A 19100-nucleotide genomic window follows, 5' to 3' on the forward strand; every position below is an offset into this window, starting at 1 on the left:
TGGGGCGGCGGGGGCCCCGTGTGCGGGGTGGCGTTCTCGCCGCGGCGGGGCCCCCCCCCCCCCCCCTTTTTTTTCGTGTGTCCCGTCGGGGGACCTCGGCACCGGGTCAAGCGGGTGGGGCGTTGGGGTGCGGGTTGTGGGGCCTGGTTCCGGGGGATGGCAAGGCGTCGTCCTCTGGGACCGGGCCTTTTGCGTGTCCGGGGAATTTCTGCACTCGGCCGGATGAACTCCTTCACCCGGAACGCGGCGAACGGTGTGCCGAACCCCGCCGTGCGTCTCGTAGTCTGCGGGCATGGAGCACGTGCGGATGCTGGTCGTGGAACCGTCGGCGATCGCCCCGGTGGGGCGGCTCGGGGAATGGCTGTCGGAAGCCGGCGCGGAACTGGACGTGGTGCGGGCACCGGAGATCTCCGGGCGGGAAGCGCTGGACGAGTACGACGCCCTGGTCGTGATGGGCGGGGGGATGGGCGCGCTCGACGACTCCGAGCATCCGTGGCTGGCGGACGTGCGGGCACTGCTGAGCTCCGCGGTGAGCAAGCAGCTGCCGGTGCTGGGCGTGTGCCTCGGCGCCCAGCTGCTCGCGGCGTCCACGGGCGGTCGGGTGGCGCCGATCAAGAAGGGGCCGGAGGTGGGGACCTCGCTGGTCGCGAAGCGCGACGCGGCGGTGGACGATCCGTTGCTGGGACCGCTGCCGCTGACGCCGGACGTGCTCCAGTTCCACAACGACGAGGTGACGCGGCTGCCTCCCGGGGCACAGCTGCTGGCGGCGTCCCCCGCCTGCGAGAACCAGGCATTCCGGGTGGGGGTGTGCGCCTACGGGGTGCAGTTCCACGTCGAGACCACGCCGGAGATCGTGCTGGACTGGGCGCGCTCCATGCCGGAGACCGCCGCGTCGGCCCGTCCCGGGCAGCTGGAGCCCGCGCATCTGGAGCGGTTCCACGCGGAACTGGCGGAGACCTGGGAGCCCGTGGCGGGGCGTTTCGTCCGATTGGCCGCGACTCCGCCGGAGCAGCGCCGCGGTTCCCGGGCACTGCCGATGGCGTGAGGCGGTTCCGGTCGCCTGTGGTGAGGTGAACGCGCCGGACTACCGTGCGGTGCATGGCCAACGGCAGTTCGTCCCGTTCCGGTTCGGCTCCTTCCCCCGCGAGGTACGGCTTCAGCGACGCCGTCCGGGCGGAACAACAGTTGCGGGCGGCGGGGTGGTGGTCGGACGCGGGGCCGGCGGACGAGCCGGTGGTAGCCGCGTTGTCCCGAGCTCCCGACCCCGATCTGGCGCTGCTGGCGGTGGACCGGCTGCGGGAGGCCGCAGGCTCGGGTTGGGCCGAGTTGGCGGAGGAACTGGGGTCGGACACCGCGCTGCGCGCCGGCCTGATCGGCGTGCTCGGTTCGTCGAGCGCCTTCGCCGACCACTTGGTCGCGCATCCGCTGGACTGGCACCGGTTGCGGTCGAAGCCGCAGGACCGGGAGCCGGACGTCGCGGCGTTCACCGAGGAGCTGCTGGCCGCGGTCCGCGGCGCGGACGGGACGACGCTGACCGGCTCGGACGCGGTGATCGCGCTGCGCGGGGCGTACCGGGGACTGCTGCTGGACGTGGCGGCGGTGGACTTGGCTCCGGTGGTGGAACCGAGCCTGCCCGCGGCGTCGTTCGAGGACGTCGCCGCCCGGCTCTCCGAACTCGCGGAGGCGGCGTTGCGCACCGCCCTGGTGGTGGGCGCGGCGGAGCTGTCCGGCCGGGAAGGCGGGGACAGTGCCGAGGACCTCGCGGTGATCGCGATGGGCAAGACCGGCGGCCGGGAGCTGAACTACGTCAGCGACGTGGACGTCGTGTTCGTCGCCGAGTCGGAGGAAGCGCTGCCGGGGGCGACGAAGCTCGCCAGCATGCTGATGCGCGTCGCCGGGGCGGCGTTCTTCGAGGTGGACGCGGCGCTGCGCCCGGAGGGCAAGGCGGGGGCGCTGGTGCGCACCCTCGACGGCTACCGGAGCTACTACCGCAGGTGGGCGCGGACCTGGGAGTTCCAAGCGCTGCTGAAGGCGCGCCCGGTGGCGGGGAACGTGGAGCTGGGGCAGCGCTACGTGGACGCGGTGTGGCCGCAGGTGTGGACCGCGGCGGAGCGGGAGGACTTCGTCCCCGACGTGCGCTCGATGCGCCGCCGGGTGGAGCGGCACGTGCCCGCGGAGCTGTCCGAGCGGGAGTTGAAGCTGGGGCCCGGCGGGCTGCGGGACGTGGAGTTCGCGGTGCAACTGCTGCAGATGGTGCACGGCCGCAGCGATGAGGACCTGCGCAGCCCGATCACCGTGGACGCGCTGCGCTCCCTCGGGGAGGGCGGCTACGTGGCCCGCGCCGACGCGGCGGACCTGGTGGAGTCGTACCGGTTCCTGCGGACCTTGGAACACCGGGTCCAGCTGCGGCGGTTGCGCCGCACGCACCTGCTGCCGGAGCTGGACGACAAGGAAGAGCTGCACGTGCTGGCGCGGTCGATCGGTCTGCGCTCCGGTGGCAGGCGCAGCGCGGGTGAGGTCCTGGTCGCCGAGTACCGCAGGCACAGCAACCGGGTGCGCAGGCTGCACGAGAAGCTGTTCTACCGCCCGCTGCTGGAGGCGGTGGCGAAGGTCCCGACCGATGCGCTGCGGCTGACCACCGGTGCGGCGGTGCAGCGGCTGGCGGCGCTCGGCTACACCTCGCCGGAAGGCGCGCTGAAGCACATCGAGGCGTTGACCGCGGGGGTGTCGCGCCGGGCGCACATCCAGGGCGCGCTGCTGCCGATGCTGCTGGACCTGCTGGCGAACACCCCCGACCCGGACGGTGGGCTGCTGGCCTACCGGAAGGTGTCCGAGGCGTTGGCGGAAACGCCCTGGTACCTGCGGTTGTTGCGGGACGAGGGGGTGGTGGCGGAACGGCTGGCCCAGTTGCTGGGCACGTCGAAGCTCGTGCCGGAGCTGCTGGTGCGGGCCCCGGAGGTGCTGCGGCTGCTGTCGGACACGCCGGCCTTGGCGGAGCGGGATCCGCGGGAGGTGGCGACCTCGTTGCGCAGCGCCGTCGCGCGGCACTCCGAACCGAGCCGGGCGGTGTCGGCGGCGCGGTCGCTGCGCCGGCACGAGCTGCTGCGGATCGCGTGCGCCGACCTGCTGGGGCTGCTGCCGCCTGCCGAGGTGTTCCGGGCGTTGTCGAGCGTGTGGGCCGCGGTGCTGGAGGCGGCGCTGGACACGTCGGTGCGGGACGTGGCGGCCCGGCCGGAGTGGCAGGCGGTGCCGGCTCGCGTCGCGGTGATCGGCATGGGGCGGCTCGGCGGTGCGGAGCTCGGCTACGGCTCGGACGCGGACGTGATGTTCGTGTGCGAGCCGGTACCGGGCGTGGCGGAGCCGACGGCGGTCCGGTTCGCCACCTCGGTGGTGGAGCAGGTGCGCAAGATGCTGGGCGCGCCGAGCCAGGACCCGCCGCTGGAGGTGGACGTCGACCTGCGCCCGGAGGGTCGCAGCGGTCCGCTGGTGCGGACCGTGGAGTCGTACCTGAACTACTACCGCAGGTGGGGTGAGGCGTGGGAGGCGCAGGCGCTGCTGCGCGCCCGCCCGGTGGCGGGGGACGTGGAACTCGGGGAGCGGTTCCGCGCCGCGATCGACCCGATCCGCTATCCGGCGGGCGGCCTGGACGACGCGAAGGTGCGGGAGATCCGCCGGATCAAGGCGCGGGTCGATTCGGAGCGGCTGCCGCGCGGCGCGGATCCGGCGACGCACACGAAGCTCGGGCGGGGCGGGCTCGCCGACGTGGAGTGGACCTTGCAGCTGGTGCAGCTGCGCCACGCGCACGAGCACGAGGGACTCCGGGTCACCTCGACGATGCGGGGGCTGGCAGCGGCGGTCGAGGCCGGGGTGCTGGACGAGCAGGACGCCGCGGAGCTCGGCGAGGCGTGGACGTTGGCGATGCGGTCCCGCAACGCGGTGATGCTGGTGCGCGGCAAGTCCGGTGACCAGCTGCCGAAGCAGGTGCGGGAGTTGACGGCGGTGGCGGCGGCGCTCGGCTATTCGGCGGACGTGGACACCGGGGAGGTGCTCGACGACTACCTGCGGGTGACGCGGCGGGCTCGCGCGGTGGTGGAGCGGGTCTTCTACGAGGACTGAGGCGTTCGTGGATTACTTCGCGGGACCGGGCCCGCGATGGTGGTACCGGTGCCGTGCCGGTGGTGCCGCGCCGAGTTCCGCCGCTGCCGGGTTCGCGCGATTCCGGGTGCGGTCTCCGCTGTTCGGATGCGGACCGGGGCGCTGCCGGAGTGCCGGATGCGGCCGAGCGGCGGACAACGGGTGGAATATGCCAGAGCAGGCGGGACTGGTATCCGTCGCCCGGGAACTTCCAGCGCTTTCGAGGATTATTCTTCGGGGCTGGTGGTCTTCGGCCGCATCGCCTAGGCGCCGGCCTCGCTGGAATGGGAACCGGGAGCCGTCTCGGCGCGCGTGTTTCTGCACGTGCAAATGCACCGGTTGGAATTGTCCGGGGGTTGCCTCCGCGGGGTTGTGAGAATGTGCACGGTGATCCGGCGGAACGCTCCAGCACCGGATTCGAGGGGTCTCGCCTGCGCTGACGCCAGGCGTCTTGCGCTGGAGAAAGCGGAGCCGAACCGCTCGCGAAACGGCTCTCGAACGTCCAATTCGGACGATTGTGCGACTGCGTCCAGTGGACTCGACCTTCCCGGGAACAGCCCATTCGGAGGTCTGCTTGCCGCTATCGTGACGGTAACCTTCTCGCACCGCGAACGGTGCGCGCACGACCGGCGTCCGGGCGGGTCCGAATAGGAGTGCATGGTGTCCGAGGACTTTGAATTACTCGTCGATCGACAGGCGCTTTGCGGTGCGGGGCCGTTGTGGATGCCGACGCTGAATTGCCTGTACTGGGTGGACGTGCTGCGCAGAGAACTGCACACCTACCACCGCGATTCCGATGCGGACGAGGTGCAGGTATTGCCCGGGGTGGTCACCTCGCTGGGCGCCACCCGCAACGGACAGCTCATCGCCGCCGCGGATCGGGGCTTCGCCCGGTTGTTCCCCGGGCGCGCCGCGCTGGAACCCATCACCGGCGTGCAGGCGGGCGACCGGATGAGCGGCGGCGCCTGCGACCCGGCGGGCCGGTTCGTGGCGGGCACCCTCACCCACAGCCGGGAGGCGAAGCGCAGCGCGCTGTACGTCCTCGACGGCACCCGGGCCCGCGTCCTGGTGGACGGGCTGACCCTCTCCGGCGGCATCGGCTGGAGCCCGGACGGGGCGACCATGTACGTGATCGACACGGTGCCGCGCGTCATCTGGGCGTTCGACTACGACGTGGAACGCGGCCGGGCCGGGCGCGGCAGGCGCTGGATCGTGTGCGCCGAGTCCGAAGGCCACCCCGACGGGCTGGCGATGGACAACGAGGGCGGTGCGTGGGTCGCGATGCACGGCAGCGGACGCATCCACCGGTACAGCCCCGGCGGAGACCTGGAGACGGTGCTGTGGGCGCCCACCCGCCGCGTGACCGGTCTCGTGTTCGGCGGTCGCAGGCTGGACGAGATGTACGTGACCTCGGCGTGCTCCGGCTACGACGAGCGGGCGCTGGTCGGCGACCCGTACGCGGGAGCCCTGTTCCGGTTCCGCCCCGGCGCCACCGGCAGCCCGCTGGCGCCCTGGAACGGCACCTGAGCCCCCGAACGAAGGAGCGGGCCGGTCGGGAACGGGTCCCGGCCGGCCCGCTTCGCGCGGAGCGCCACGATCACACGTCGTAGTACAGCGCGAACTCGTGCGGGTGCGGCCGCAGCCGGACCGGGTCGATCTCGTTCTCGCGCTTGAGCCGGATCCAGGTCTCGATCAGGTCCGAGGTGAACACGCCGCCTTCGAGCAGGTAGTCGTGGTCCTCTTCGAGCCGGTCGATGACCTTCTCCAGGCTGTCCGGCACCTGCGGGACGTTCTTGGCCTCTTCGGGCGGCAGCTCGTAGAGGTCCTTGTCGATCGGTTCCGGCGGCTCGATCTTGTTCTTGATGCCGTCCAGGCCGGCCATCATCATCGCCGCGAACGCCAGGTACGGGTTGCCCGACGGGTCCGGGCAGCGGAACTCGACGCGCTTGGCCTTCGGGTTGCTGCCGGTGATCGGGATCCGCATGCAGGCGGAGCGGTTGCGCTGCGAGTACACCAGGTTCACCGGCGCCTCGTAGCCCGGCACCAGCCGGTGGTACGAGTTGATCGTCGGGTTGGTGAAGGCCAGCAGGCTCGGGGCGTGGTGCAGGATGCCGCCGATGTAGTGCCGCGCCATGTCCGAGAGCCCGCCGTAGCCGGACTCGTCGTAGAACAGCGGCGAGCCGTCCTTCCACAGCGACATGTGGCTGTGCATGCCGGAGCCGTTGTCGCCGAACAGCGGCTTCGGCATGAAGGTGACCGTGCGGCCGTCCTGCCACGCGGTGTTCTTCACGATGTACTTGAACAGCTGCAGGTCGTCCGCGGCGTGCAGCATCGTGTTGAACTTGTAGTTGATCTCGGTCTGGCCGCCGGTGCCGACCTCGTGGTGCGCGCGCTCGACGGTGAACCCGGAGCCGCTGAGCTGGGTGGAGATCTTGTCGCGCAGGTCCGCGAAGTGGTCGTACGGCGAGACGGGGAAGTACCCGCCCTTCATCCGGGTCTTGTAGCCCTTGTTGCCGCCCTCCTCGTCGCGCTCGGTGTTCCACCAGCCCTCGACGGAGTCGACCTCGGCGAAGCTGCGGTTCGGGCCCTCGCCGAAGCGCACCGAGTCGAAGATGTAGAACTCGGCCTCGGCACCGAAGAACACGGTGTCGGCGACGCCGGACTCGGCCAGGTACTGCTCGGCCTTGCGGGCCACGTTGCGCGGGTCCCGGCTGTAGGGCTCCAACGTGAACGGGTCGTGCACGAAGAAGTTCAGGATGAGCGTCTTCTCGACGCGGTAGGGGTCGATGCGCGCGGTGTACGGGTCGGGCAGCAGCAGCATGTCCGACTCGTGGATCGACTGGAACCCGCGGACCGAGGAGCCGTCGAAGGCCAGCCCTTCGGTGAAGGTGTCCTGGTCGAACGCCGAGGCGGGCACCGTGAAGTGCTGCATGACGCCCGGCAGGTCGCAGAACCGGACATCGATGTACTTCACGTCCTCGTCGGAGATGAAGCGCAGGACCTCGTCTGGATTCTTGAACACCCTCGATGGCTCCTTCACGCACTGGTTGACTGCTCACCGGCGCGCGTGCTCCGAGCTCACCGGCTCGTGGACAACGTTATGTCACCGGTGTTGCTCGGCCATCACCCCGATGTTTCGCCGACGTTAACGACGGCCTGAACGGATGAGGCCGATTGCGGAGGGTGGCTGATCAGGTCGTTCGGGCGCCGGTCGGCGTCCCCGCGGGGCGCGGGTCGTAGTCTGGGGGAGTGGGTGAATCGACGGGATCCAGGTCCGAGATGACCAGCCAGGGCGACGCTTCCGCGGGCGAGCCGCAGGGCCTGGGCGGCCTGTTCGGCCGCGACCCGCAGCAGCGGTGGCGCGGCGAGCGGATGGGCCTGCCGGAGGGCGGGCAGGGTTCGGTCGCCACCGGCGGTCGTCGGCTGCTCGGGTTCCTGGTCGACATCGTGCTGGCTGCGCTGGTGGCGCAGCTGTTCACCGCACCGGCGCTGCCCGGGAACTGGAGCCTGGTGGCCTGGTTCGCGATCACGGTGATCCCGGTGGCGTTCTTCGGGTTCACCCCCGGGATGCTGCTCACCGGCATCTGGGTGGCCCGGGTGGAGCGGCCGGGTGCGGTGGGCCTGTGGCGAGCGGTGGTGCGCTGCGCGCTGACCGGTCTGCTGGTGCCCGCGATCATCCGCAACGGCGATGGCCGTTCCTGGCTGGACCGCCTCACCGGCACCGTGGTCGTCCGGCGCTGAACCGGAGCGCGTGCCCGACCGGACGGTGCCCGCCGGGTGCCTCGGTGGTGCGGGCGCGTGGAGCCGGGCGGAACGCCGTCGGTGCCGGAGCTCTCCGGCGGCCGGGGCCTGGTCGCGCACGAGCCTGACCGGCAGCGACGAAGACGACGCGGACCCGGCCGGGACGCACCCGGCGGATCCGCGTCGAAGTCGGTACGGGCTCAGCGGCGGCGCATGGCCCGCTGGACGTTGCGCATCTTGGCGCCCTGCGGCATCGGGCCCTTCGGCATCGCGTTGCCGCGGCTGGCCAGCGCGGACAGCCGGTTCTCCAGCGAGTCGACCTGGCCGGCGTTGATGTTGCGGGGCAGCTTCATCAGGTGCGTCTGCAGCTTGCTCAGCAGCACCTGGCCCTCCTCGCCGCCGACGAGGACCTCGTAGATCGGGGTTTCGCCGACGACCCGGGCCACCCGCTTCTTCTCCTGCGCCATCAGCGACTTCACCCGGTGCGGCGAGCCCTCGCCGACCAGCACGATGCCGGGGCGCCCGATCAGCCGGTGCACCGCGTCGAGCTGCGCGGTCCCGGCCACCGCCTGGGTGAGCCGCCAGTTGCCGCGCAGGTTCTCCAGCGCCCAACCCGCCGCACCCGGCTGGCCGTCGGCCTTGCGGTAGACGGTCGCCTGCACCCGGCGGCCGAACAGGATCACGGCGCCGAGCAGGCCCAGCGCGATGCCGACCGGCAGGAACGCCCAGTGCAGGTTCCAGATCCTGCCGATGAAGAAGACCGCGACGGCCACGACCAGGAAGATGCCGATCATCAGCGGCAGCAGCAGCTTGTCCTCGCGGCGCTGCATCTGGAACGCCTGCCAGATCTGCCCGACGCGCCCGCGGAAGGCCGCGCGCCGTTCCTTCTTCGCCGCCTTCTTGGCTGCCTTGTCCTGGTTGGCCATGCCGTTCAGGATACGGCGGGGTTCCACGGCGCCCCCACCACGGTGGTCCTGCCCCGCGGAAACGCGCACCGCCCGCCGCGCGTGTTGCGCGACGGGCGGTGAAACACCTGTTCAGCGGGGTCGTCAGCGGGCGAGCAGGCTGCTGGCCTCCTGCGCCGCGGGCTGCGCCTTCGCGAGGTGCGCGAGGTTGTCCGGCAGCGGCATGCCCCGGTGCTGGGTGGCCTTGGCGTAGAGCCGGCCCGCGCGGTAGCTGGATCGGACCAGCGGACCCGCCATCACCCCGGGGAAGCCGATCTCCTCGGCGGCCTTCGTGTGCTCGACGAACTCCTCCGGCTTCACCCAGCGGTCCACCGGGTGGTGGCGCGGGCTGGGCCGCAGGTACTGGGTGATCGTGATGATGTCGCAACCCGCGTCGTGCAGGTCCTGCAGCGCGGGGCGCACCTCCTCGGGGCTCTCGCCCATGCCGAGGATGAGGTTGGACTTGGTGACGAGACCGGCCGCACGGGCTTCGCTGAGCACCTTCAGCGAGCGGTCGTAGCGGAACGCGGGGCGCATCCGCTTGAACACGCTGGGCACCGTCTCCAGGTTGTGCGCGAGGACCTCCGGCCGGGAGCCGAAGACCTCGGCGAGCTGGTCGGGCTCGGCGTTGAAGTCCGGGATGAGCAGCTCGACGCCGGTGCCCGGGTTCAGGTCGTGGATCTGGCGCACGGTCTCCGCGTACAGCCAGGCCCCGCCGTCGGGCAGGTCGTCCCGGGCGACGCCGGTCACCGTGGAGTAGCGCAGCCCCATGGCCTGCACCGACTCGGCGACCTTGCGCGGCTCGGTGGTGTCGAGCTCCGCGGGCTTGCCGGTGTCGATCTGGCAGAAGTCGCAGCGGCGGGTGCACTGATCACCGCCGATGAGGAAGGTGGCCTCCCGGTCCTCCCAGCATTCGAAGATGTTGGGGCAGCCCGCCTCCTCGCAGACGGTGTGCAGACCCTCCCGGCGGACCAGACCCTTGAGCTCCTGGTACTCGGGGCCCATCCGAGCGCGGGTCTTGATCCACGATGGCTTCTTCTCGATGGGCGTCTGGCTGTTGCGCACTTCAAGACGCAACAACTTCCGCCCCTCTGGCGCCGCAGTCACGCGTTCAGGCTACGCCCTCGGCCGGTTCATCCCGAAACCGCGACGGGCGCGACGTGGTGATCCGTACACCACACCCGGGTTCAGGCGGGGTCGGCGGTGACTCCGGTGAGCTCTTCGGTGAGTTTCCACAGCCGTCGCGCGGTGTCGGCGTCCCGGGCGGCGGTGCTGGTCTTGGCGCGGGCCGGGTAGCCGCGGATCTCGGCGAACCCGTTCGGCCCGTAGTAGCTGCCGCTGGTCGCGCCGGGCGCGGTGGCCGCGTAGAGCTGCGGCAGCGCGCCCTGCTCGGTGGACTGCGTGATGAGACCGTTGACCTTCCGGGCGATGCCGGTGACGCGGTCGGACAGGCTGCGAGCGCGCAGCGAGTTCAGCGCCAGTTCGGTGCTGCTCATCCCGGGGTGGGCGAGGACGCTGCGCAGCGGCAGCCCCGCCCGCCGGGCGCGGCGGTCGAGCTCGAAGCCGAACAGCAGGTTCGCCAGCTTCGACTGCGCGTAGGCGCGGCTGGGCGAGTAGCGGCGGCGGTGGAAGTTCAGGTCGTCTAGGTCCAGCGAGCCGCCGCGGTGCGCGATGCTGGAGAGCGTGACCACCCGCGGGTCGGGCCGGTCGCGCAGCGCGGGCATCAGCAGCCAGGTCAGCGCCGCGTGCCCGAGGTGGTTGGTGCCGATCTGCAGCTCGAAGCCGTCCCGGGTGGCGCCCAGCGGCGGGCCCATGACGCCCGCGTTGTTCAGCAGCACGTCGAGCTCGTCGCCGGTGCGTTCCCGCACCTGGTCGGCGGCCTTGCGCACCGAGGACAGGTCGGCGAGGTCGAGTTCGACGAGTTCCGGTTCGACCTCGGCGTCGGCGGCGACCCGCTGCTGCGCCTCCCGGCCGCGTTCGGGGTCGCGGCAGGCCATCAGCACCCGCGCGCCGCGCGTCGCCAGCACCTGCGAGCAGTGCAGTCCCAGCCCGGAGTTCGCGCCGGTGATGAGCACCGTGCGGCCGTGCTGGTCGGGAACGTCGGAGGTCGTCCACTGCGCCATGCCCCCACCCTTACCCGCGGGGCCGGGTGCGGAAAAGACCGAACGCGACACGATCCGATCAACGGCTGCGAGAATTTCCGCTCATGTCGATGAGCTGCTGGTCCGCCGCGATCCGCTGGTTCCCCTGGCGGCGCCGGGTGCGGGCGCACGCGGTGCTGGAGTCGTGGCCGCGGATGGTGGACGGCCCGGTGTCGCTGCTGGCGCGGCTGGGTTGGTCCCTGGTGGGAGTGCCGCTGCTGGTGCTGTGGGCGGTCGAGCTGCTGGCGGGTGCGCTGCTGGTGCCGTGCGCGCTGCTCGCCCGCGGCGCGGGGTGGTCGCCGTGGTGGGTGGAGCTGCGGGTGCGGGGGTGCCTGGGCGGGCTGGTGCGGGTCCGGGACCGGTCCGCGGCGAAGCGGGTGCGGGCGGCGGTGGCGGCCGAGCCGCTGGTGGATCCGCTGGAGGTGCTGGCGCCGGAGCACGACTACCACGAGGTGGAGATCTCCGCGCGCCGGTGGGCGTCGGCGGTGCGCGACGTCAGCGGTCACGGCAGGCGGCGCTGGTTGCCGTGGCGGCGCCGGACCTCGGTGCGCGACGCGCTGGAGTGGTTCCCGGACTGGTCGCTGGACGAGCCGGTCGGGCTGCTGCTGGCGGTGCCGTTCCTGCTGGTCGCGGTGTGCTGGTCGGTGGTGGCCGGGCTGGAGCTGGTCGCGGCGCTGGTGCTGCTGCCGTTCGTCCTGCTGCTCCGGTCGGTGCGGTTGCTGGACTGGCCGATCGAGCTGGTCCGGGCGGGCGAGGTGAGCGCGCACCGCGGGGTCGCCGGTCTGGGCGCCTCGGCGCGGGCGCGCCGGGAACTCACCGAGCAGGTGCGGGTGGTGGTCCCGCGTCCGCGCGCCGCGGAGCCCGAGGTGGTGGCCGCGCGCTGAGCGCGCCCGGGCTCCGGAGCGGCGGGGTCAGAAGCTGGGGATGAGCTTGCGCAGCTGGGCGAGCGGTCCGCGGCGGCGCGCGGTGCGGGCCTCGGGGGCGGTGCGCAGCAACCGCAGGAACGCCTGCCCGACGCGGTCCAGCTCGTCGGCCGGCTCGTCCGGTTCGGCCAGCCCGGCCGACACGGCGAGCATCCGGAGCTCCTGCCTGCGCAGCCCGGCGAGCGCGGGTTCGTCCGCGTGCCCGTCGAGGACGCGGCGCAGCACGGGGTCGTCGGTGGCGGTGCGCCGCCAGGCTTCGCCGACCGCCTCCACCCGGTCGCCGCGCGGGTCGGCGTCGGCGTCCTCGACGCCCACGTCGATGCGTCCGGTGAGCACGCGGTTCCACTTGTGGTGCAGCGCGCGCAGCAGTTCGTCCCGGTCGGCGAACACGGCGGCGGCCGCGGGCACCGCGTCGAGGTCGAGGCGTGCCGCGGGGTGCCGCGCGGCGTGGTCGAGCACGGCGCGGATGGCGCGTTGCCGCTGGTGGAAGTCGTTCCAGGTCATGGTTCCTCCAGACTGGACGGTGGCGTACCCCGGGTGTGCGGCATACCGGGAGTATGTGTGTTCGAAGCTACCAGCGCGGCCGTACCGCGGGTATGTCATATGATTGTGAGTATGGCTACAGCCCGTTCCCGGCGCGTGGAGAACACCGAGAGCACCCGGCAGGCGCTGGTGAAGTCGGCGGTGGTCCTGTTCACGAAGAAGGGCTACGCGGGCACCTCGCTCGACGAGATCGCCAAGCGCGCCCGCGTCACCAAGGGCGCCCTCTACCACCACTTCAACGGAAAGCAGGCGCTGTTCGAGGCCGCTTTCGAAGACGTCGAGAGCCAGGTGGTGCGACGGCTGTCGGCGGTGCTGTTCGCCGGCGGCGACATCTGGGAGACCGTGCGGGCCGGGCTCGGCGAATTCCTCCAGGTCTGCCTGGAACCGTCCTACCAGCGGATCGTCGTGCACGAGGCGCCCGCGGTGATGGGCTGGGAGCGCTGGCGGGAGGCCGAGGAGCGCTACACGTTCGGCGTGATCCGGGAAGCGGTGCAGGCGCTGGTCGACGCGGGCGAGTTCACCCCGCTGCCGATCGAAGCACTCGCCCACGTCGTCTACGGCGCGCTGTCGGCCGGGGCCAGCACCATCGCCGGCTCCGCCCGGCCGAAGCAGACCAGCGCCGAGGTCGGCCAGGTCGTGGACGCCGTGATGCAGGGGCTGCGCGTGGCGGCGTGCGCCGGGGCCTCCTGCGGGCACTAGCCTCGGGTCCGTGACCGAGCCATTCAAACTCCGCATCTTCACCGAACCCCAGCAAGGGGCCACCTACGACGACCTGCTGCGGGTGGCCAAGGCCACCGAGGCGGCCGGCTACGACGCGTTCTTCCGCTCCGACCACTACCTGAAGATGGGCTCGGTGTCCGGTGAGCCCGGACCGACCGACGCCTGGGTGACGCTGGGCGGCCTGGCGCGGGAGACCTCGCGGGTGCGGCTGGGCACGCTGATGACGGCGGGCACGTTCCGCTACCCGGGGCCGTTGGCGATCGCGGTCGCGCAGGTCGACCAGATGTCCGGCGGGCGCGTGGAGTTCGGTCTCGGCAGCGGCTGGTACGAGGAGGAGCACACCGCGTACGGCATCCCGTTCCCGTCGCTCAAGGAGCGGTTCGACCGCTACGCCGAGCAGCTGGAGATCATCACCGGGCTGTGGGACACGCCGGCCGGGGAGACCTTCAGCTTCGACGGCCGGTACTACCAGCTCGCCGACTCGCCCGGGCTGCCGAAGCCCGTTCAGCGGCCGCGGCCGCCGGTGCTCATCGGTGGCGCGGGCAAGAAGCGCACCCCGGAGCTCGCCGCCCGCTTCGCCGACGAGTTCAACCTGCCCTTCACCGACCTTGACACCGCGGTGGCGCAGTACGAGCGGGTCGCGGCGGCGTGCGCGGCGATCGGCCGGGACGCCGGGGAGATCGTGCGGTCGGCGGCGCTGGTGCTGTGCGTCGGCAAGGACGACGCCGAGATCGCGCGCCGCGCGGCCGCCATCGGGCGGGACGTCGACGAGCTGCGGGCCAACGGGCTCGCCGGCACGCCCGCCGAGGCCGTGGACAAGATCGGCGCCTGGCGGGAGCGGACCGGCATCACCCGGCTGTACCTGCAGGTGCTGGACCTCTCCGACCTCGACCACGTCGACCTGGTCGCGGCGGAGGTCGCACCGCAGCTGGGCTGAGTCCCAGCGCCGGTTCCTGCCTCGTCGGTGGCCCGCCGCGCGCCACCGGCGAGGCGGCGGTGCTCAGCCGCGGAGCTGGCCCGCGATGTCGGAGGCGGCGGTGAGCAGGACGAGCGCGGGCACGGTGGCCTGCGGGCGCAGCCGGTAGGAACCGCGCTTGTCCTGCTCCACCAGTCCGCAGCCGGTGAGCCCCTTCAGGTGGTGGTAGAGCTGGCCGGGCGAACCGAGCCCCGCCGCCTGCTGCAGCTCCGCGCCGGTGGCCGGGCCCGATTCGGCGAGCCTGCGCACCAGGGCCGCCCGCAGCGGATGCCCCAGCGCGGCGAGCACGTCGGTGCGCGGCGCGTCCGGCAGGTCCAGCACCTGGGCGGGATCCGCGCGGATGTGCCACTCCAGCTCGAACGGTTCGCTCAGGCGTCCCGAGTATTCGATCTGGTCGCCGCTGGGTTCCCGCGGAGCGGCGGTGGGCCGTCCTTCCAGCGCCGCGACCCGGCGCTCCAGGTCGTCCAGCCGCCCTTGCACGTCGTCGGAGCTCACCGTGCGAGCTTGCCCTACCCGCGCAGCGCGGCGCGCAACCGGTCCCGCCACGCGGGGTCGAGCACGGCCTTGATCAGCGGCTGGCCCGGGTCACCGGTCGCCAGCTGCTCGGCGGAGATCCCGCCGTGCGCCAGCAGCGATCCGGCCGCGATCCGCCCGTCGGCGAGGCGCAACGAGATCCCGGCGGTGAGCACGCCCGGCAGGCTGCCGCCCTTGTAGCCGAGGCCGAGGACGCCGTCGGGCAGGTTCCCGGCGGCCCGCCGTTCCAGGATCCCGCGGGCGATCTCGGCGGCGCGCGGGGACGGGTAGGTGCCCTCGGCGAGGGAGCGGTGCAGCGCGGCCAGCTGCGCCGGGTCGCTCGCGGCGGTGCCGGTGGCCCAGGCCAGCTGGGTGTTCCAGCCGGGCAGCGGCTGCGCCAGCAGCCGGGTCCGCACCTGGTCGCGGAGGGCCTGCTCGTCGCGGTGGCGGCGCTCCAGCGCGAAGCCGATCTCGCGGCGTCGGGGGAGCGGGGTGCCGGGCGCGGGGGCTTCGGCCGGCAGCAGCAGGAACAGGTACTCGGCGCACAGCGAGCGCACGTCGGCGTCGGGCCAGCCCCCGGCGAGCGCGGCGGCGCGCACGGCCTCGGTGCCGAGCCGGTCGCGCAGCAGGTCGGGCACGGCGCTGTCGCTGTGCCCGATCATCGCGGTGGCCAGTTGCTCCAGCGTGACGTGGCGGTCCGGGTCGGCGGCCCAGGCGCCGGTGTCGTCGGTGGGGATGCCCAGTTCCTGCAGGGCCGCCACGTGTGCGCCGCCGTCGGTGGGCACGTAGTAGCGCTCCCAGTCGCCGACGCGGACCTGTTCGGCGGGGTCGAGGCGGCCGTCGGCGACGGCGGTGGCGTAGGCGGCGAGGTGCGCGGCCTTCACCGCGGAGGCCAGCGGCTGCGGGCTGCCCGCGCGGTGCGCGAGGAGCGGTCCGGTGGTGTCGGTGAGCACGAGGGCCAGCCGGTCGCGGTGCTGGGCGATCCAGGTGAGCCAGCCGTCTGCGGTGCTCAGGTCGGCTTCGGTGCGGTCGCCGAGCGCCGTGGCGGGGCTGCACGAGAGCAGCGGGAGCGCGGCGGCGGTGGCGGTGAGCCCGGTCAGCAGGGTGCGGCGGGACAGCGGCATGCTTCTACTCCTCCAGTAGTCCGTAATTCCGGAATACTAGAGGAGTAGAGTGGGGTTCGTCAGCGCAGGGTCGGATCCAGCGCCAGCGTCACGCCCTCGGCGGTCGGCGAGACCCGCGCGATGTTCGACTCCACCACCGGCAGCACGCCGTCCACCGCGTCCAGCACGTCCTGGCGCACCCACGGCAGCGCCTCCTCGACCGGGACGTCCCGGCCGAGCTCCGCCGACAGCGAGGTGACGCCCGCGTCCCGGATGCCGCACGGCACGATCCGGTCGAACTGGCCCATGTCCGGATCGCAGTTCAGCTCCAGCCCGTGCATGGTCACGCCCCGCTGCACCCGGATGCCGATCGCGGCGATCTTGCGCTCCGGGCGTGCGTCGTCGGCGGCCAGCCACACGCCGCTGCGGCCCTCGACCCGGCCGGTGTCCAGGCCGAAGCGGGCGCAGGTGCGGATCAGGGCCTGCTCCAGGCGCCGCACGTAGTCGACCACGTCGATCGGGTCGGCCAGCCCCAAGATCGGGTAGCCCACGATCTGCCCCGGGCCGTGCCAGGTGATCTTGCCGCCGCGGTCCACGTCGATCACCGGCGTGCCGTCCTGCGGCCGGTCCTCCGGCTGGGTGCGCTTCCCGGCGGTGTACACCGACGGGTGCTCCAGCAGCAGGAGGGAGTCCGGGCCGGTCTCCTCGGCGCGGCTCGTGGCCAGCTCCCGCTGGAGGTCCCAGGCGTCCAGGTAGTCGATTCTTCCCAGTTCACGCACGTCGACCGCATCGGTCGAGGCGCGACATGACATCTCCGCGCGACTCACCGGGCCAGGCTACGCCCGGGCTCCCACCCAGAGCGCCGACCGCCCCGCGCACGTGGCGCCGGCCACCCGGACGGACCCGCGGCGAGTTCAGAGCACCGCGTTCAGCGCGGCGTCCAAGGTGGGGTGGGCGAACGGGTAGCCGTGCTCGTCGAGGCGTTCCGGCATCGCCCGCTGCCCGGCCAGCATCGCCTCGTCGGCGGCCTCGCCCAACGCCGCGCGGAGCACGAACTCCGGCACCGTCCACGGCGCGGGCCTGCCCAGCGCCGCCCCCAGCTCGCGGGTGAACTCGGCGTTGGTCACCGGCGCCGGGCCGGTCAGGTTCACCGGGCCCGACACGGCCGAGTTCTCCACCAGGAACCGCAGCGCACCCACCGCGTCGTCCAGCGAGATCCACGGCATGTACTGCCGCCCGCCGCCGAGCTTCGCGCCCAGCAGCATCGAGAACAACGGCTTCAACCGGCCCACCAGGCCACCCGAGTGCGCCACCACCAGGCCCGTGCGCGAGAGCGCGACCCGGGCGCCCGCGTCCACCGCCGGGCTCGTCGCCGCCTCCCACTGGCGGCACAGGTCGGCGAGGAAACCGGTTCCCGGCGGCGTCGACTCCGTCACCAGCCGGTCGCCGGTGTCGCCGTAGTAGCCCACCGCCGAGCCGTTGACCAGCGCGGGCACGCCGTGGCGGGCCACCGCCTCGGCCAGCAGCACCGTCGGGCGCACCCGCGAGGACACCAGCAGCTCCTTGCGCTCGGTGCTCCAGCGGCGGTCGGCGATCCCGGCGCCGCACAGGTTCACCACCGCGTCCGCCCCGGCGAGGGCCGCCTCGTCCAGCTCGCCCTTCGCCGGGTCCCAGCCGTGCTCGTCGGGGGCGGCCGGGCGGCGGCGGACCAGCCGCAGCACCTCGTGCTCGCCCTGCCGCAACGCCGCGACGAGACTCGTGCCGATCAACCCGGACGAACCGGCGATTACCACGCGCATGCCCCCGATCGTCCCGCAACGATCTTCCGCACGCGACAGGTTTCGCCCGGCGGAGAAACGGCCCGGAACGCGGGGGGGGGGGGGCCCCCCCCCCCGGGGGGGGCGCCCCCCCCCGTGGCTCGGAGCCGGATCAGATCCCGAGGTCGGCCTCGAAAGCGCCTTCCTCCAGCCGCTGCTTCAGCGTGGTGAGGAAGCGGGCCGCGTCCGCGCCGTCGACCAGCCGGTGGTCGTAGGACAGCGCCAGGTACACCATCGACCGGATCGCGATCGTGTCGCCGCCGTTGTCGTCGGAGACCACCACGGGACGCTTCACGACGCTGCCCGTGCCCAGCATGCCCACCTGCGGCGGGTTCAGGATCGGGGTGTCGAACAGCGCGCCGCGGCTGCCGGTGTTGGTGATGGTGAAGGTGCCCCCGGAGAGCTCGTCCGGCTTGAGCTTGTTGTTCCGGGTGCGCTCGGCCACGTCGGAGATCTTGCGGGCCAGGCCGCCGAGGTTCAGGTCCCCGGCGTCGTGGATCACCGGGGAGACCAGTCCGCGCGAGGTGTCCACGGCGATCGAGAGGTGCTCGGCCGCGTGGTAGGTGATCTCCTTGCTCTCCTCGTTGACCGAGGCGTTCACCTTCGGGTGCAGCTTGAGCGCCTCGGCGGCGGCCTTCGCGAAGAACGGCAGGAAGGACAGCTTCACGCCCTCCGCCGCCTCGAAGGAGGCCTTCGCCTGCTGGCGCAGCTTCGCGATGCGGGTGACGTCGACCTCGATCACCGTGGTCAGCTGCGCCGCGGTCTGCAGCGACTCGACCATGCGGCGGGCCAGCAGCTGGCGCAGCCGGGACATCTGCTGCGTGGTGCCGCGCAGCGCCTCGGCCTCCTCGGCCGCGGCGGCCGACGCGCCCGGGGCCGCGGGCTTCGCGGCGGCCGGGGCCGCCGGCTGCGCCTGGGCGGCGTCGACCGCGGCCTGCACGTCCTGCTTGCGGATCCGGCCGCCGACACCGCTGCCCTTGATGGTGGACAGGTCGATGCCGTGCTGGTTGGCGAGCTTGCGCACCAGCGGTGTCACGTACGGGGTGCTGCCGGACGGGCCGGACTGCTGCGCGGCGGGCTGCTGCGCGGCGGGCTGGGTCGGAGCAGAGGGCTGGGCCGGCGCGGCCGGTGCCTGGGCGGCGGGTTCCGGCTTCGGTTCCGCAGCGGGCGCGGCGGCCGGGTCGGGAGCCGGTTCCGGCGCGGCAGGCGCGGCAGGAGCGGCACCCTGCTCGCCGATCACGGCCAGCTTCCCGCCGACCTCCACGGTGTCGTCCTCGCCCGCGGCGATCTCCAGCAGCGTGCCCGCGACCGGCGACGGGATCTCGGTGTCGACCTTGTCGGTGGAGACCTCCAGCAGCGGCTCGTCGACCTCGACCGAGTCGCCGACCTGCTTGAGCCACCGGGTGATCGTGCCCTCGCTGACGCTCTCGCCCAGCGCGGGCATCGGCACCTCGGTGCCCTGCGCCGCACCACCGGAGGCGGCGGTCGCGGCGGGCTGCTCGGCGGTGGCCTGCTGCTCCTGGGCGGGGGCGTCCTGCGCCGGGG

Annotated in this window: 17 protein-coding genes; 7 read left to right on the forward strand and 10 right to left on the reverse strand. The window is 72.8% G+C overall.

The window, feature by feature from the left end; translation table 11 throughout:
• Window positions 1-292 precede the first annotated feature (292 nt).
• The 3 genes from LCD35_RS27570 (at window position 293) to LCD35_RS27580 (ending at window position 5661) form a co-directional block, all read left to right on the forward strand.
• Window positions 293-1045, forward strand: coding sequence for a type 1 glutamine amidotransferase (locus LCD35_RS27570; RefSeq protein WP_224978303.1), 753 nt, complete (start codon window positions 293-295; stop codon window positions 1043-1045).
• A gap of 53 nt (window positions 1046-1098) precedes the next feature.
• Window positions 1099-4116, forward strand: coding sequence for a bifunctional [glutamine synthetase] adenylyltransferase/[glutamine synthetase]-adenylyl-L-tyrosine phosphorylase (locus LCD35_RS27575; protein ID WP_224962512.1), 3018 nt, complete (start codon window positions 1099-1101; stop codon window positions 4114-4116).
• Between the two features lie 675 nt (window positions 4117-4791).
• Window positions 4792-5661 carry an SMP-30/gluconolactonase/LRE family protein gene (locus LCD35_RS27580; RefSeq protein WP_224962510.1) on the forward strand — a complete coding sequence of 290 codons (870 nt, stop codon included), beginning with the start codon at window positions 4792-4794 and terminating at the stop codon, window positions 5659-5661.
• A 70-nt stretch (window positions 5662-5731) separates the two neighbouring features.
• On the opposite strand, the gene glnA is transcribed toward LCD35_RS27580, so the two are convergent.
• Window positions 5732-7156, reverse strand: coding sequence for a type I glutamate--ammonia ligase (gene glnA, locus LCD35_RS27585; RefSeq protein ID WP_224962508.1), 1425 nt, complete (start codon window positions 7154-7156; stop codon window positions 5732-5734).
• Between the two features lie 257 nt (window positions 7157-7413).
• Between glnA and LCD35_RS27590 the strand changes: the two genes are divergently transcribed.
• Complete coding sequence (locus LCD35_RS27590; protein WP_224978305.1) at window positions 7414-7875, forward strand: RDD family protein; 462 nt, start codon at window positions 7414-7416, stop codon at window positions 7873-7875.
• A 200-nt stretch (window positions 7876-8075) separates the two neighbouring features.
• On the opposite strand, the gene LCD35_RS27595 is transcribed toward LCD35_RS27590, so the two are convergent.
• The 3 genes from LCD35_RS27595 to LCD35_RS27605 form a co-directional block, all read right to left on the reverse strand.
• The gene (locus LCD35_RS27595; RefSeq protein WP_224966985.1) at window positions 8076-8801 is read right to left on the reverse strand and encodes a DUF4191 domain-containing protein; all 726 of its coding nucleotides are present in this window, start codon (window positions 8799-8801) and stop codon (window positions 8076-8078) included.
• Window positions 8802-8924: 123 nt separating this feature from the next.
• Window positions 8925-9926, reverse strand: a complete 1002-nt coding sequence (gene lipA / locus LCD35_RS27600) for a lipoyl synthase (RefSeq protein WP_224962502.1) — start codon at window positions 9924-9926, stop codon at window positions 8925-8927.
• Between the two features lie 80 nt (window positions 9927-10006).
• On the reverse strand, window positions 10007-10942 hold the full coding sequence (locus LCD35_RS27605) for an oxidoreductase (protein ID WP_225045185.1): 936 nt from the start codon (window positions 10940-10942) through the stop codon (window positions 10007-10009).
• Between the two features lie 89 nt (window positions 10943-11031).
• On the opposite strand from LCD35_RS27605, the gene LCD35_RS27610 reads away from it, so the two are divergent.
• On the forward strand, window positions 11032-11844 hold the full coding sequence (locus tag LCD35_RS27610; RefSeq protein ID WP_225045186.1) for a hypothetical protein: 813 nt from the start codon (window positions 11032-11034) through the stop codon (window positions 11842-11844).
• A 27-nt stretch (window positions 11845-11871) separates the two neighbouring features.
• Here LCD35_RS27610 and LCD35_RS27615 read toward each other — a convergent pair whose 3' ends face one another.
• On the reverse strand, window positions 11872-12387 hold the full coding sequence (locus tag LCD35_RS27615) for a hypothetical protein (protein ID WP_224955284.1): 516 nt from the start codon (window positions 12385-12387) through the stop codon (window positions 11872-11874).
• 111 nt (window positions 12388-12498) lie between these two features.
• Between LCD35_RS27615 and LCD35_RS27620 the strand changes: the two genes are divergently transcribed.
• Window positions 12499-13125: a TetR/AcrR family transcriptional regulator gene (locus tag LCD35_RS27620; RefSeq protein ID WP_224955285.1), complete on the forward strand. Its 627-nt coding sequence runs from the start codon at window positions 12499-12501 to the stop codon at window positions 13123-13125.
• 10 nt (window positions 13126-13135) lie between these two features.
• Window positions 13136-14083 carry an LLM class F420-dependent oxidoreductase gene (locus LCD35_RS27625; protein WP_225045187.1) on the forward strand — a complete coding sequence of 316 codons (948 nt, stop codon included), beginning with the start codon at window positions 13136-13138 and terminating at the stop codon, window positions 14081-14083.
• Between the two features lie 63 nt (window positions 14084-14146).
• Here LCD35_RS27625 and LCD35_RS27630 read toward each other — a convergent pair whose 3' ends face one another.
• The 5 genes from LCD35_RS27630 to sucB form a co-directional block, all read right to left on the reverse strand.
• On the reverse strand, window positions 14147-14617 hold the full coding sequence (locus LCD35_RS27630) for a helix-turn-helix transcriptional regulator (RefSeq protein ID WP_224955287.1): 471 nt from the start codon (window positions 14615-14617) through the stop codon (window positions 14147-14149).
• A gap of 14 nt (window positions 14618-14631) precedes the next feature.
• Entirely contained in the window at window positions 14632-15759 is a 1128-nt protein-coding gene (locus LCD35_RS27635) for a serine hydrolase (protein WP_225045188.1), read from the reverse strand.
• Window positions 15760-15818: 59 nt separating this feature from the next.
• On the reverse strand, window positions 15819-16565 hold the full coding sequence (gene lipB, locus LCD35_RS27640; protein WP_224955289.1) for a lipoyl(octanoyl) transferase LipB: 747 nt from the start codon (window positions 16563-16565) through the stop codon (window positions 15819-15821).
• Between the two features lie 87 nt (window positions 16566-16652).
• Window positions 16653-17537 carry a TIGR01777 family oxidoreductase gene (locus tag LCD35_RS27645; protein WP_224955290.1) on the reverse strand — a complete coding sequence of 295 codons (885 nt, stop codon included), beginning with the start codon at window positions 17535-17537 and terminating at the stop codon, window positions 16653-16655.
• 130 nt (window positions 17538-17667) lie between these two features.
• Window positions 17668-19100 (reverse strand): 2-oxoglutarate dehydrogenase, E2 component, dihydrolipoamide succinyltransferase (gene sucB / locus LCD35_RS27650; protein WP_225045189.1); only part of this gene is annotated, 1433 nt, incomplete at its 5' end.

The sequence above is a fragment of the Saccharopolyspora sp. 6V genome (genome assembly GCF_020176785.1).
GTDB classification, from domain to species: Bacteria; Actinomycetota; Actinomycetes; order Mycobacteriales; family Pseudonocardiaceae; genus Saccharopolyspora_C; species Saccharopolyspora_C gregorii.